Here is a 13539-nt window from a genome sequence, read left to right on the forward strand (position 1 = left end):
TTGAAAAAAGGCCCTCAAAATAAGCGGTCTTTTGGGGTGCTGCCTCTTTTTTCCTCGCCCTCTCTTCGCTTCAACGCACAGCACACCACTCATCAGGCGCCAGTCGGTGACGTGCAAGCACGGATCGGCGCCCCTGCAGCGAAAGAGGAGAGCGGCCCATGAACGGAGCCGATACAGCCTGGATCATCGTCGCAACGGCGTTGGTCCTGTTCATGACATTACCGGGCCTTGCCCTGTTTTACGGCGGCCTCGTTCGCGCCCGAAACGTGCTGAGCGTGTTCATGCACTGTTTCAGCATCGCGTGCCTGATGAGCATCCTCTGGCTGGTCGCCGGATACTCGATTGCATTCGGCCCCGGCGCTTCCGGCTTGTGGGGCGGGTTGGGCAAAGCGTTTCTGAACGGCGTCGATGCCGACAGCTTGGCTGGTACCCTGCCCGAGGTCCTGTTCTTCGCCTTCCAGATGACCTTCGCCATCATCACCCCAGCACTGATTGTTGGGGCCTATGTCGAGCGGGTGGGTTTCGGATTCGTTTTGACCTTCTCGGCCCTTTGGATGCTGCTGTGTTATGCACCGGTCGTCCATTGGATCTGGGGCGGCGGCATGCTGACCGATGGCGGTATTCTGGGTGAGATCGGTGTGCGAGATTTCGCAGGCGGCATTGTCGTCCATGAAACGGCCGGTCTGGCCGCCCTGATCATCGCTGTGATCCTTGGACCACGCCGCAATCGCACCACCCCGCCGCACAGCCCCGGTTTTGTCATGGTCGGTGCGGCGATGCTGTGGGTCGGCTGGTTCGGCTTCAATGGCGGTTCGCAACTGGCCGCTGACGGAGGCGCCGCAATGGCGATGACCGTGACGCATCTGTCCGCTGCCACTGCTTCGCTGACCTGGGCGCTGTGGGAGAAGATTCGTTTCGGCAAGGCGTCGATGGTTGGTCTGGTTACGGGTACGATTGCCGGTCTGGCCTCGATCACCCCGGCCTCGGGATTCGTGGGACCGGTGCAGGCGTTGATCATCGGTGCAGTGGCCGGCGTGTTGTGTCAGGAAGCGGTCAATGTCATTCGCAACAAGCTGAATATCGACGACACGCTGGACGTGTTCGCCGTGCACGGCGTTGGTGGGATTTTCGGAACGCTTATGATCGCATTATTCGGTCTGGGCACCTGGACTGCACAGCTGGGCGGGCTGCTGATCGTGGGTGCCTTTACGGCAGTTGTCACGTTTGTGTTGGTAAAAGTGGTTGCGCTGATCACACCGCTTCGCGTAGACGCCGAGACCGAGACAAACGGGCTCGATCTATCGGTACACGGAGAACGTGCCTACGACATCAGCAGCTAAGCCCACCTTAGTTGCCTGATCGCCTGCAAGGGCACAAGCGGACCTCTTGGGGGTCCGCTTTTCTTTTGGCCAACCCCTCTCGACTCTGACCCAGGCGTCGCGCTATCAGCCCGCAACGTCCTTTCAGCCCAGAGGTTTGCGCCATGATCCCCAGTTCATTTCCCGACAGCACCGAAATCGCCCGCCTGACTGCCCGGATGCTGCTGGAGATCAAGGCCGTGCATTTCAACTCGCGTGAACCGTTCACACTGGCCAGCGGCCTGCCCAGCCCGACCTATATCGATTGCCGCAAGCTGATCTCATACCCGCGTATCCGCTCGACCTTGATGGATTTCCTGACCGTCACCGTGATGCGCGAGGCCGGGTTCGAGGCGTTCGACAATATCGCGGGCGGCGAGACAGCCGGCATCCCCTTTGCCGCCATGGTCGCCGAGCGTATGGCCCTGCCCATGACCTATGTGCGCAAGAAGCCCAAAGGCTACGGCCGCAACGCCCGCATCGAAGGCGCGATGAGCGAAGGGGAACGCGTGCTGCTGGTCGAAGATCTGACCACCGATGGCGGCTCCAAGCTGTCCTTTGTCGATGCGATCCGTGAAACGGGCGCGACCTGCGGCCATACAGCGGTGATCTTTTACTACGGCATCTTTCCAGAGACCGAGAAGACCCTGGGCGATCACGGCGTGAAGCTGCATTCGCTGTGCACTTGGTGGGACGTCCTGGCCGAGGCCAAGGCGCAAAAGGCCTTTGACGAAGAGACCCTTAGCGGTGTCGAAGCCTTCCTGAACGACCCGCGCGGGTGGCAGGACGCGAATAAATCGTAAAATTCGGCCTGTGGGTAAGCTGGGGATAGTTGATTTTCGAATCGATCCAAAGCGCGCCTATCTAGTCGAATTTCGCGCCCATCACACCAAATGTTGCGATAGCTTTCGTCCCGTGCAAAACTGGGCGGAAGTTATCCCCATTCAGATGGGCAGTTATCCCGAAGCCGGGGGCGGTTATACCAACTTACCCCCATTCATTTGCAGATAGCTTGAACCGGGGCTTGGCGTGTAGAACCTCGGAACGGGCAGCGGGGACAAGATGAACGAGATCAGCAGTATCGAGCAGGCAGCAGCGCAGATTCAGAACGCCGAGACCATGCCGCATTCCATTGAGGCCGAACAGCAGCTTTTGGGCGCGATCCTAACCAATAACGACCTCTATGACCGGGTCGCTTCGATCATCGGGGCCGAGCATTTCTACGACCCAGTTCACTCGCGGATTTACGAGGTCGCAGCCACGCGCATCGCCAAGAATGCGCTGGCTTCACCCGTGACGCTGAAATCCTTCATGGCGGATGACGAGGGCCTGAAGGAATTGGGCGGACCCGCCTATCTGGTCAAACTCGCCGGGGCCTCGATCAGTGCCTTCGCGGTGCATGACTATGCCCAGATGATCTATGATCTGGCGATCCGGCGCGAGCTGATCCGGCTGGGTCGCGACATCTCGGACAAGGCCGCGCGGGTCGATGTGTCCAGTGAGCCCAAAGAGCAAATCGTCGAGGCCGAGCAACAGCTCTATCAGCTCTCCGAGCAGGGCCAGACCGAACAGGGTTTCCAATCCTTCCTAAAGGCGGTCACAGAAGCCGTCAACGTCACCAATGAGGCGTACCAGCGCGGTGGCGGCATGGCGGGGATTTCCACCGGTCTGGCCGACTTGGATAAACAATTGGGCGGGTTGCACCCATCGGACCTGATCATTCTCGCGGGTCGTCCGTCGATGGGTAAAACCTCGCTAGCGACCAATGTGGCGTTCAACGTAGCCAAGGCTTACAAGCGCGGGCTGAAACCTGATGGCAGCGAAGGCGCGATTGATGGCGGCGTCGTGGGATTCTTCTCGCTCGAGATGAGCGCCGAACAGCTGGCCGGTCGCGTTCTGGCCGAAGCCTCTGAAATCTCCAGCCACAAGATCCGTCAAGGTGACATGACCGAGGCCGAGTTCCGCCGTTTCGTCGATGCCGCTAAGGAACTGGAAGCCTGCCCTCTGTTCATTGACGACACACCTGCCCTGCCGATCTCACAGCTTGCCGCCCGCGCACGGCGGTTGAAGCGGACGCATGGACTGGACCTGCTGGTCATCGACTATCTGCAGCTGTGCCGGGGCATGTCCGACAACCGCGTCAACGAAATCGCCGAGATTTCGATGGGCATGAAAGCGATTGCCAAGGAACTGAACATCCCCGTCATCGCCTTGTCCCAGCTGAGCCGTCAGGTAGAAAGCCGCGACGACAAACGCCCGCAGCTAAGCGATCTGCGGGAATCGGGCTCGATCGAACAGGATGCGGACGTGGTGATGTTTGTATTCCGTGAGGAATATTACAAGGAACGCGAAAAGCCAGGCGATCATGAGCTGGAAAAGATGGAAGAGTGGAAACAGGCCATGGAGCGCCTGCATGGCAAGGCCGAGGTGATTGTCGGCAAGCAGCGCCACGGCCCCATCGGCACGGTCGAGTTGTCGTTCGAGGCGCAGTTCACCCGCTTTGGCAATCTGGTGAAGCCCTGGCAACAGGGCGGCGAGATCGAAAGTTACTGATCCGCAGATGCGATACGGACGGATGTTGCCCAAGCCGCATCGTGCAGTCGACCGTTTGGGTCGTGAACGATACAGCTTTCCGAACCTCTTTGACCCGCATGCGAATACAATAATACAACCCTTGCCAGATGTCGGTTAACCCCGTTTCAACCCGCTGATATTTGCCGATTTTCTAAGTTCTGAACCGGAAGCTGCCTACGAGGCGCACCAACCGGGAAAGAAATAGGGTATTCCCCCCTTGACCTGCGACGATCCAATGTCATGAACGACGCATGAGTACTGCACGATTAACGATCAATCTTCAGTCGCTTGCCCATAACTGGCGCGCGCTGGATGCCAAAACGAATGTCGAAACCGGCGCTGTGGTCAAGGCGGACGCCTATGGGCTGGGCGCCGGACCGGTATCCTGGACTCTGGCTGAAGAAGGCGTTCGCAAGTTCTTTGTCGCTGCGGCCGAAGAAGGGGTCGAAGTGCGAAAGGCACTGGGGCCGGGCCCGGAAATTTTTGTTTTCTCGGGCCATATGGACGGCGACAACGAGCTGATATCCGACCATAGTTTGATCCCGTTGATCAACTCTCCGGAACAGTTTCAGCGTCACCGCGAGGCCCTGCCCGATCACCCCTTCGGTATCCAACTGGACAGCGGTATGAACCGGTTGGGGATGGAACCCACGGACTGGGCCGAACTGCGGGACTCTGCCTTATCGCTCAATCCAGTCGTGGCGATGTCGCATCTGGCCTGCTCGGACGAGCCAGACCATCCGATGAACCTGCAGCAGTTGCAGACCTTCCGGGGCATGACCGAAGGTCTTTCGATACCGCGGTCCTTGGCGGCAACGGGTGGAACGTTGCTGGGGCCCGAGTTCCATTTTGAATTCTGCCGACCGGGGATTGGCCTCTATGGTGGTCTGCCCTTTGCCGAGGCAAAGCCTGTCGTTACCGTCGATTTGCCCGTCATTCAGGTCCGTCAGGTCGAGGTGGGTGAAACCGTCGGATACGGCAACACCTGGACCGCTCGTCGCCCGTCCCGGATCGCGACCGTCTCGGCAGGCTACGCGGACGGGTTGCATCGCGCCATCGGAGGCGGCATCGATACCTTCGCGGGGGAATTGCCCTGCCCCGTCGTCGGTCGCATTTCGATGGACCTGATCACGGTCGACGTGACCGACCTGCCCGAAGACCCCGAGCGCCTGCGCATCCTGAACGGACATCAAACCGTCGATGATTTGGCCGAAGCCGCCGGCACGATCGGATATGAGATCCTGACCTCGATGGGCAGCCGATATTCGCGAGGCTACGTGGAATGAACCCAATCACCGCGCTGGGGGGGCTGGGCCGGGCCGTGCTGAACGCGTTTGCGTCGTTTGGCCGGGTGGCGTTGTTTGCCGTGGACGCAATCTCGCACATATTCCGCCCGCCGTTCTATCCGCGGGAAATCATGATCGCGCTGCTGAATATCGGCTGGCTGTCCCTGCCCGTCGTCGGCCTGACTGCCATCTTCACCGGCGGTGCGCTGGCCCTGCAAATCTACGCCGGGGGTGCGCGTTTCAATGCCGAGGCCGTTGTGCCCCAAATCGTCGCTATCGGCATGGTGCGCGAGCTTGGCCCCGTGCTGGTCGGCCTGATGATCGCGGCGCGCGTGACCTCCTCTATCGCGGCCGAGATCGCGACGATGAAAGTGACCGAACAAATCGACGCCTTGGTCACATTGTCGACCCATCCGATGAAATACCTGACCGCACCCCGCGTGCTTGCGGCCGTTCTGACAGTTCCGGCTCTGGTTGCGGTCGGCGACATCATCGGCATCGCCGGCGGGTACACGGTTGCAACGCAAAACCTGGGCTTCAACCCGGCGGCTTACCTGAAAAACACGGTCGACTTCCTTGAAATCCGGGACATCGTATCGTCGCTGGTCAAAGGTGCCGCCTTCGGCATGATCGCCGCCATCATGGGGTGCTATTACGGCATGACCTCAGGCCGCGGCGCGCAGGGTGTGGGGCGCGCCACCAAGGGCTCGGTCGAGGCTGCCGCCGTTCTGATCCTCGCCGCCAACTTCGTTCTGACAGGGGTGTTCTTCTCGCTATGATCCGGATGGAGAACGTACATAAAGCCTTTGACGACAACCATGTGCTGCAGGGCATGAATCTTGAAATCCCCAAGGGCACGTCGATGGTCATCATCGGTGGCTCGGGCACTGGGAAATCCGTGGCGTTGAAGTGTATCCTCGGCCTGATCAAACCCGACAGCGGAAAGATCTATGTGGACGGCAAGGATGCACAAAAAGGCGACCGGGATGCATTTCTGGCCCGATTTGGCATGCTGTTTCAGGGCGGTGCGTTGTTTGACTCACTCCCCATCTGGCAGAACGTCGCCTTCAGGCTGTTGCGCGGACCGCTGAAACGTCCCCCGGAGTACGCCCGCGAAATCGCCATCGACAAGCTGCGCCGCGTCGGTCTGAGGGCCAAGGTGGCCGATTTGTACCCATCGGAACTGTCGGGCGGTATGCAAAAACGCGTGGGCCTGGCCCGCGCCATCGCCGCCGACCCCGAGATCATTTTTTTCGATGAGCCCACCACCGGCCTCGACCCGATCATGTCCGGCGTCATCAACGACCTGATCCGCGAAATCGTGACCGAGATGGGCGCCACCGCCATGACCATCACCCACGACATGAGCTCGGTCCGCGCGATTGCCGACAACGTGGCGATGCTGCATGACGGCGTGATCCAGTGGACCGGGCCGGTTGAGCAGATGGATGCGTCGGGTGATCCCTATGTCGAGCAGTTCATCAGTGGGAGTGCTGAGGGGCCGATTGAGGCGGTGCGCTAAACTTTCCCCGCCTCGCGTTCATGCTTTATCTGGTCATATGCGCGCTTGGCGTAGTCACAACGCAACAGGTATTGTCCGGAATTTACAATAAAATCAGGGGTTTGGATGCGAATTGCATCAAACACTTGTCGAAGATGTGTGCCGGAAACTGGAATGTAGTCGGGATCTTCACCGGAAAACTTGTTGTAGAGGCGGCCACCAATCCATCCTGCTCTTTTTCTTGCGCGATCCGTTTCATATAGCCGGAAATGCAAAACACCGAAAAGCTGCTCTCGGTCAAACGGTAATCTGTCTGCTGCAGCACTCCCAGCAGAAAAGACAGCATTTAAGCCGTCAGTTCCCGCAGCAGCGATTCCTTTGCTCAACGCGGATGGGCCATTTACGATCTTTATTATAGGGTCAGACACTGCAATCTAAAGCTGATTAATTTATGAGTTACCTAAACTTACACTCAACTCAAGCGACCGCAACTCAGAACTTGCCGCAGATACCTGCACTCACTAAGTATTCAGTTGCCTTACCAAAATCTTGCACATGACCCTCCGCCTCGCCACCCTCTCGCTCCTGATCCTCTACCCCATCGCGTGGTTCGCCCCGCTGATGCGCGCGGGCCTGCTGCCGATCTTCGGCCTCAGCGAAATCAGCGTCATTACCGGGCTCCAATCGCTGTGGAAATCGGACGTCTTCCTGGCGCTGATCGTCACCGTCTTTGCCCTCTTCGCCCCTTACCTCAAAACCATCGGCACCGCGCTGATCCAGTGGAACCTTCTGGACGCCCGCGTTCAGCCCGCCCTGCACATTCTCGGCAAGCTCGCCATGGCCGACATCTTCCTGATCGCACTCTACATCACTCTGGCCAAGGGATTTTCCTACGCGACCATCGAAACTGCGTGGGGTCTTTACCTTTTCACGGCCTGCATTCTGGCCTCGATCGCACTGGGGCACATTACGGAAATGACATCCAGTTCACGAAATCCTCAGCCCTAATTGATTGAAAACATTTATCTGAGTATCATTTTTGTATTTCGAGCAGCAACGTTTTCGTAGTTACGGGTCCGTAGCGGATCGCTTTACCTGTTTGATGTGTCCTCCGCTTCGGCCCGGTGTGTATCGGTTTGAAAAGGAGTTCGACGACCATGGCCGCCCTCCACAGTGTTACCTTGCAATTCCAGAATGCTTTCCTGAAACTGACGTTTTTTCTTATTTGCGCGGCGGCGCTTTTTGCCGTGACCACCACCCTGATGTCCGCGTTTGGTGTCCTGCCCTGGCTGTCCATACAGGCCGGTCTGGGCGGCGGAGCAACCATTGATGCGGGTATCTACGTTCAGACCGGCCTAACCGCGTTGATCCTGATGCTCGCCTTCTACCTGCCGTCGAACGCCCGGATGATGGCGCTGGAAAACGCACACCGCAAATTCACACTTAACATGCAGGATGTGGCCGAAGCCTATCAGGTTGCCCATGCCGCTGATCGCAGCGGTGCCTTTGCGCTGGCGTCCGAGTTCGATGCGGTCAAAGAGCGGATGGCCTATCTGCGCGACCATCCCGATCTCGAGGCGCTGGAACCCGAGGTGCTGGAACTTGCGGCACAGATGAGCCAGGTCAGTCAGGAGTTGGCGGAAACCTACGGCGAAGCCAAGGTCGCCCGTGCCCGTGCGTTCCTGCAACAGCGTCAGGAAGAGGTTGAGCGCTTCCAGAAACGGATCGAAGACGCACAAACCATTCAACACGAATTGCGCCAATGGACCCGCGACATCGAAATCGAGGAATCCATCGCCCGATCGCAACTCATTCGCCTGCGGGACGAACTGTTCGAACTGTTGCCCGAGTTGACAGCCCAACTGCAATCACCACCGGATGGAAGCGATCCGACCGCGTCCAGCGTCATCGCGATGACACCTCCGCGCGCCGCCGAATAGCTACGCGGCATCGGCGCGTCAGCGCCCGTTGGGATCGACGGCCCGTTCGGGCCCGAGATCGCAGCGCATATCGGCAGTGATGAAAGCCCGTAAGGGCTTGAAGAACTGCCAATCCTCGGGCACCAAGGGCCGCATGGCCAAGACTGTTTCGTTCTCATGCTCCGCCTGCGGCGCCTCTCACACCCGATGGTCCGGACGGTGCGACGCCTGTGGTGAGTGGAACACTATCATCCAAGACGTGCCCCTTTCTGCTGGTCCGGCAAGAAAATCGCTGGGCGGTAAGCGGGGCAAATCCCTCACGCTCACGGACCTTTCGACCGAAGAAACACCCCCGCCGCGTACACTTTGCGGGGTCGAGGAACTGGATCGCGTGCTTGGCGGTGGTCTCGTCCCGGCGTCGGCCCTGCTGGTTGGCGGAGACCCCGGCATCGGCAAATCCACCTTGCTGCTACAGGCCGCAGCCCGGTTTGCCCGCGCGGGTGTGAAAACCATCTATGTCTCGGGCGAGGAAGCCAGCGCGCAGGTGCGAATGCGCGCCCGCCGCTTGGGGCTTGAAGACGCCCCCGTGCAACTGGCCGCCGAAACCAACCTGCGCGACATCCTGACAACGCTCGAAACCGAAAAACCCGGTCTTGCCATCATCGACTCGATCCAGACCATGTGGGCAGACAATGTCGACAGCGCGCCGGGTTCCGTCAGTCAGGTCCGTGCGGCCGCGCACGAATTGACGACATTTGCCAAACGGCACTGCGTTTCCATCGTGATGGTCGGCCATGTCACCAAGGAAGGCCAGATCGCCGGCCCACGGGTCGTCGAGCATATGGTCGATACCGTCCTTTATTTCGAGGGCGAGCGCGGCCACCAGTTCCGCATCCTGCGCGCGGTCAAGAACCGCTTTGGCCCGGCGGACGAGATTGGTGTATTTGAGATGACCGGCAAGGGCTTGGCACAGGTTACGAACCCGTCCGCCCTCTTCCTGTCGGAACGCGGCACACCCAGCCCCGGCTCGGCGGTATTCGCGGGCATCGAAGGCACCCGCCCGGTATTGGTAGAGCTTCAGGCCCTTGTCGCGCCCTCGCCCCATTCCCAACCCCGCCGCACGGTCGTGGGATGGGACAGCGGACGGCTGGCGATGATCCTCGCCGTGCTCGAGGCGCGTTGCGGCATCCCGTTTGCGGGCCTTGATGTCTACCTGAACGTCGCCGGAGGCCTGAAGGTTAGCGAGCCTGCTGCGGACCTCGCGGTTGCCGCAGCACTGCTCAGCGCGCGCGAAGATACCGCCCTGCCTGCCGACACGGTCGTTTTCGGAGAAATCTCGCTATCTGGGGCACTTAGACCGGCTCCGCAGACCGAAAACAGGTTGAAAGAGGCGCAAAAACTTGGTTTCACAGCGGCAATTGCTCCGGCCGGAGGCAAAACCGGCACTGTGGCAGGTCTGACACTCACCCGACCCTCTGATTTGGTGGGGTTTGTTGGCGAAACCTTCGGAGCAGGTTAAAGTCGCGCCCTGAGGGGCAGAAACGAACAGGCGAGGGCCATGGAAGGTTTTACAATTATTGACGGGGTCGTTGCCCTGATCGTCGTGGTGTCGGGCATTCTCGCCTACTCTCGCGGCTTCATGCGCGAGGTTCTGGCCATCGCAGGCTGGGTCGCAGCCGCCGTTCTGGCCTTTATCTTCGCACCCCAGGTCGTTCCACTGGTCAAAGAAGTCCCGGTGGTTGGCGAATTCCTGCGCGACAGCTGTGAATTGTCCGTGATCACCGGCTTTGCCGCCGTGTTTGCGGTAGCACTTATCGTGGTCAGCATCTTTACCCCGCTCTTCTCATCGCTGGTGCAGCGCTCAGCCATTGGCGGGTTGGACCAAGCCCTGGGGTTCTTCTTTGGCGTTGCCCGCGGCATCCTTCTGGTGGCCATCGCCTTCTTTGTCTACGATACCGTGATGACCGGGCAGTCTTACACAATCGTTGACGAAAGCCGTTCGGCCAAAGTGTTCGAACAGTTCAGCGACAAAATCGAAGAGCAAAACCCCGAGGCCGCTTTGGGCTGGATTACCGCTCAGTACGAAGAACTGGTCGCCTCGTGCACCGCTGACAATGCGCCGGACGCCACGACGCCGGACACCACAAACGAGGAGTCTCAGGACGACTCGCAAGGTTGAGACCGCGATCTTTTCAGAGCCATTCGAAAGCCCGGCATTGCCCGGGCTTTTGCTTTAACGGGGACCGGAGCGTTCAGACAAACCCCTCTCCTCCGCAAACCGTGCAACGAATGGTTTTCAGCCCAAAGCAACCGTCGCAGCGGCTGGAAACCGGTTTACCGTAAATATCCCTGCTCTTGACGACTTCTCCGGCGCCTTTGCAGATTTCACACGGTGCCCGCCCTGCCCCGCGGCACCGATGGCATCGGCGTTTGGCCGGGGGTTCTTTTGGGGTGTTGGGCTTGTGTTCCCACATGGCTGTTTTCCACTCGCTACGCTACGGTGGACGATCAGCCACCATTCCGGCCATGACACCACACGCGGGCGGCCTTGTCATCATTTCCAACCCTCGTGCCCGTTTTTTGCCTGCGTCAAAAGGTAAATGTGATCCTTTGATGACAGGCGCGCGATTTGCCATTATGTGATGGCCAAACCGCCACGGAATCGGAGCTGCCGATCTTGTTCTTTCTGTTCTCATGCGCCTGCGCCGCAATGATGACCGCCACTCTGGCACCAGGAACAGCAGCACCCGGGCACATTGCCCTGAGGATGCCGGGCAACCGGAACCGCTCGTCGGTCAAACCTCACGCCAAAACGTCATAGAATATTGGAGCCCCGTACATGTGTGGGATTTTGGGAATCGCAAGCCGGACACATGATGTGTTTGCGGAGATCTATGACGGGCTGCTGATGTTGCAGCACCGGGGTCAGGACGCTTCGGGCATCGTGACCTATAACGGAGAGTTCTTCCGCGAAAAGAAGGCAAATGGTCTGGTCAAGGATGTGTTCACCGCACAGGATGCCGAGGTGCTTCTGGGTCAGGTCGGCATCGGTCATGTCCGCTATCCCACCGCCGGATCACTCAGCGCGGCCGAGGCGCAGCCGTTTTTCGTGAATGCCCCGTATGGCATCTATCTTGTGCATAACGGCAATATCACCAATACCGCCGAACAGCGCGAGAAGGTCACCGGCAAATACAGCCGTCACCTTCGAACCACCTCGGATTCGGAAATTCTGTTGAATGTGCTGGCCGACAAAGTGGCAGACGCGATCAAGGTGAACGGCAATTCTGACCCAATCCGCAACATTTTTGCCGGTGTGAAAATGACGATGGAACGTGTTCAGGGTGCCTACTCGGTGATCTGTCTGGTGGCCGGTGTCGGCATGCTGGCTTTCCGCGACCCTTACGGCATCCGTCCCTTGTCCGTCGCCAAGCGCGCGATCGAAGGTGAAGGCGACGATTATGCCTTTGCCTCGGAAGACGTGGCCTTTGGTATCAACGGGTTTGACAAGATGCGCGACCTGCGCCCCGGCGAGGCGATCCTGATCGATCTGGACGGCAAAATGCACGAGTTCCAGGCGGTCGAAGGCCAACTGACCCCCTGCATTTTCGAGTATGTCTACCTGGCGCGCCCGGATTCGCTGCTGGATGGCGTGTCGGTCTACAAAACTCAGATGCGCATGGGTCAGACACTGGCCAAACAGATACAGGAATCGGGGCTGGACATCGACCGGATCATCCCCGTTCCCGACAGCGCCCGCCCGGTGGCACTTGAGGCGGCCAAGATCACCGGCATTCCCTACCGTGAAGGTCTGGTCAAGAACCGCTATGTCGGGCGGACTTTCATCATGCCCGGTCAGGCCGAGCGGCAGAAATCCGTTCGCCGCAAACTGAACGCGGTTCCGCTGGAGTTCGAAGGCCACAATGTCCTGCTGATCGACGATTCGATCGTGCGCGGCAATACGATCAAGAAGATCGTGCAGATGTGTCGTGAAGCGGGTGCGAAAAAGGTTTATGTCGCCAGCGCCTCACCGCCGGTGAAATACCCCAATGTCTATGGCATCGATATGCCCACCAAGCATGAACTGATCGCCAACGGCAAAGAGATCGAGGAAATCCGCGAGGAACTGGGCGCGGATGCGCTGTTTTATCAGAACCTTGACGATCTGATCTGGGCCGCTAAGGAAGGCAACCCTGAGATCGAGGCGTTTGACTGTTCCTGCTTTGACGGCAACTACATCACCGGCAGCGTCAGCGAAAACTATCTGGACAGCCTGGAGAACAGCAGCCGCGTCAGCAAAAAGCGGGAAGATATGCAGGTACCGGGCGGGTCATGGAACGCCGCCAAGCTGGCCTCAGGATAAGCGCCTCGGCGAACGTATCGCGCCTTTCGCGAATCAGCTCGGCACTACCCAGAATTGTTTGTGAGTGTGACAACACTGCGTTGGCGAGTGCATCCAGCGGCGCCCGGTGAAAATCCGCCCACAACCCTTCGATGAACCTGCCGTAATTGCAAAGGTTTCTCCAAAACCGCCTCCGCGTGGTCTTTCGTGCCATGCCGTGTGAGCTTTTGTTCCCCTCGTCACTTTGATACCCGACGGGCTCAAATCACTCACCAAAAGGGGTCCGGCAATTTCCCGGACCGCAAAGAATGCCAAACGCTACGGTCAAAGTCACAGCGACCCAGAAGGGAGCGCTGAAAAAGAACTCAGTCTCTCTATTGGGCGTCTTTGGCCCCAAGGCAGAGATGCAGGCCCTGATGCGTTTGTCCTCGGGCCGTATCAAGAAGGTGAAACTGGGCAGCCGTGTAGCCTCGGGGACAGTGGTTGCCATCGATGAAGACGGTATCGTGCTGCGACAAAGCGGCCAGACCAAGCGCATGAGCATACCTGGTAGCTGATC

The 13539-nt window shown here is 59.1% G+C and carries 13 protein-coding genes; 12 read left to right on the top strand and 1 reads right to left on the bottom strand.

The features are described from left to right. The first annotated feature begins 158 nt into the window (after positions 1-158). The 6 genes from AC2TDJ_RS05770 (at position 159) to AC2TDJ_RS05795 (ending at position 6740) form a co-directional block, all read left to right on the top strand. Positions 159-1340 carry an ammonium transporter gene (locus AC2TDJ_RS05770; protein WP_480840068.1) on the top strand — a complete coding sequence of 394 codons (1182 nt, stop codon included), beginning with the start codon at positions 159-161 and terminating at the stop codon, positions 1338-1340. A 143-nt stretch (positions 1341-1483) separates the two neighbouring features. Further along, positions 1484-2161, top strand: coding sequence for an orotate phosphoribosyltransferase (locus AC2TDJ_RS05775; protein WP_480840070.1), 678 nt, complete (start codon positions 1484-1486; stop codon positions 2159-2161). 259 nt (positions 2162-2420) lie between these two features. Continuing rightward, a complete protein-coding gene (locus AC2TDJ_RS05780) occupies positions 2421-3911 on the top strand; it encodes a replicative DNA helicase (protein ID WP_480840071.1) in 1491 nt (496 codons plus the stop codon). A gap of 272 nt (positions 3912-4183) precedes the next feature. Then, positions 4184-5218, top strand: a complete 1035-nt coding sequence (alr, locus tag AC2TDJ_RS05785; protein WP_480840073.1) for an alanine racemase — start codon at positions 4184-4186, stop codon at positions 5216-5218. Continuing rightward, the gene (locus AC2TDJ_RS05790) at positions 5215-5997 is read left to right on the top strand and encodes an MlaE family ABC transporter permease (protein ID WP_480840075.1); all 783 of its coding nucleotides are present in this window, start codon (positions 5215-5217) and stop codon (positions 5995-5997) included. The genes alr and AC2TDJ_RS05790 overlap by 4 nt, the downstream gene beginning before the upstream one ends. Continuing rightward, positions 5994-6740, top strand: a complete 747-nt coding sequence (locus AC2TDJ_RS05795; RefSeq protein ID WP_480840076.1) for an ABC transporter ATP-binding protein — start codon at positions 5994-5996, stop codon at positions 6738-6740. Before AC2TDJ_RS05790 ends, AC2TDJ_RS05795 begins: the two co-directional genes overlap by 4 nt. On the opposite strand, the gene AC2TDJ_RS05800 is transcribed toward AC2TDJ_RS05795, so the two are convergent. Next, on the bottom strand, positions 6737-7105 hold the full coding sequence (locus AC2TDJ_RS05800; protein WP_480840078.1) for a hypothetical protein: 369 nt from the start codon (positions 7103-7105) through the stop codon (positions 6737-6739). The genes AC2TDJ_RS05795 and AC2TDJ_RS05800 overlap by 4 nt on opposite strands. A gap of 169 nt (positions 7106-7274) precedes the next feature. Between AC2TDJ_RS05800 and AC2TDJ_RS05805 the strand changes: the two genes are divergently transcribed. The 6 genes from AC2TDJ_RS05805 (at position 7275) to AC2TDJ_RS05830 (ending at position 13537) form a co-directional block, all read left to right on the top strand. Further along, entirely contained in the window at positions 7275-7727 is a 453-nt protein-coding gene (locus AC2TDJ_RS05805) for a paraquat-inducible protein A (RefSeq protein WP_480840080.1), read from the top strand. Between the two features lie 149 nt (positions 7728-7876). Further along, a complete protein-coding gene (locus tag AC2TDJ_RS05810) occupies positions 7877-8659 on the top strand; it encodes a kinetochore Spc7 family protein (RefSeq protein ID WP_480840082.1) in 783 nt (260 codons plus the stop codon). Between the two features lie 133 nt (positions 8660-8792). Beyond that, positions 8793-10157 carry a DNA repair protein RadA gene (gene radA, locus AC2TDJ_RS05815; protein WP_480840083.1) on the top strand — a complete coding sequence of 455 codons (1365 nt, stop codon included), beginning with the start codon at positions 8793-8795 and terminating at the stop codon, positions 10155-10157. A 39-nt stretch (positions 10158-10196) separates the two neighbouring features. Then, entirely contained in the window at positions 10197-10817 is a 621-nt protein-coding gene (locus AC2TDJ_RS05820; RefSeq protein ID WP_480840085.1) for a CvpA family protein, read from the top strand. 660 nt (positions 10818-11477) lie between these two features. Then, positions 11478-13001, top strand: a complete 1524-nt coding sequence (purF, locus tag AC2TDJ_RS05825) for an amidophosphoribosyltransferase (protein WP_480840087.1) — start codon at positions 11478-11480, stop codon at positions 12999-13001. 287 nt (positions 13002-13288) lie between these two features. Continuing rightward, positions 13289-13537 (top strand): hypothetical protein, encoded by a 249-nt coding sequence (locus tag AC2TDJ_RS05830; protein ID WP_480840089.1) that lies wholly within the window; start codon positions 13289-13291, stop codon positions 13535-13537. Positions 13538-13539 lie beyond the last annotated feature (2 nt).

The organism is Ruegeria sp. HKCCD6647-2, from assembly GCF_057221075.1.

What these genes read in the sequence shown, in the direction of transcription:
- AC2TDJ_RS05770 (WP_480840068.1), top strand. Translation starts at nt 159, where the DNA reads ATGAACGGAGCCGATACAGCCTGGATCATCGTCGCAACGGCGTTGGTC.
- AC2TDJ_RS05775 (WP_480840070.1), top strand. Translation starts at nt 1,484, where the DNA reads ATGATCCCCAGTTCATTTCCCGACAGCACCGAAATCGCCCGCCTGACT.
- AC2TDJ_RS05780 (WP_480840071.1), top strand. Translation starts at nt 2,421, where the DNA reads ATGAACGAGATCAGCAGTATCGAGCAGGCAGCAGCGCAGATTCAGAAC.
- alr (WP_480840073.1), top strand. Translation starts at nt 4,184, where the DNA reads ATGAGTACTGCACGATTAACGATCAATCTTCAGTCGCTTGCCCATAAC.
- AC2TDJ_RS05790 (WP_480840075.1), top strand. Translation starts at nt 5,215, where the DNA reads ATGAACCCAATCACCGCGCTGGGGGGGCTGGGCCGGGCCGTGCTGAAC.
- AC2TDJ_RS05795 (WP_480840076.1), top strand. Translation starts at nt 5,994, where the DNA reads ATGATCCGGATGGAGAACGTACATAAAGCCTTTGACGACAACCATGTG.
- AC2TDJ_RS05805 (WP_480840080.1), top strand. Translation starts at nt 7,275, where the DNA reads ATGACCCTCCGCCTCGCCACCCTCTCGCTCCTGATCCTCTACCCCATC.
- AC2TDJ_RS05810 (WP_480840082.1), top strand. Translation starts at nt 7,877, where the DNA reads ATGGCCGCCCTCCACAGTGTTACCTTGCAATTCCAGAATGCTTTCCTG.
- radA (WP_480840083.1), top strand. Translation starts at nt 8,793, where the DNA reads ATGGCCAAGACTGTTTCGTTCTCATGCTCCGCCTGCGGCGCCTCTCAC.
- AC2TDJ_RS05820 (WP_480840085.1), top strand. Translation starts at nt 10,197, where the DNA reads ATGGAAGGTTTTACAATTATTGACGGGGTCGTTGCCCTGATCGTCGTG.
- purF (WP_480840087.1), top strand. Translation starts at nt 11,478, where the DNA reads ATGTGTGGGATTTTGGGAATCGCAAGCCGGACACATGATGTGTTTGCG.
- AC2TDJ_RS05830 (WP_480840089.1), top strand. Translation starts at nt 13,289, where the DNA reads ATGCCAAACGCTACGGTCAAAGTCACAGCGACCCAGAAGGGAGCGCTG.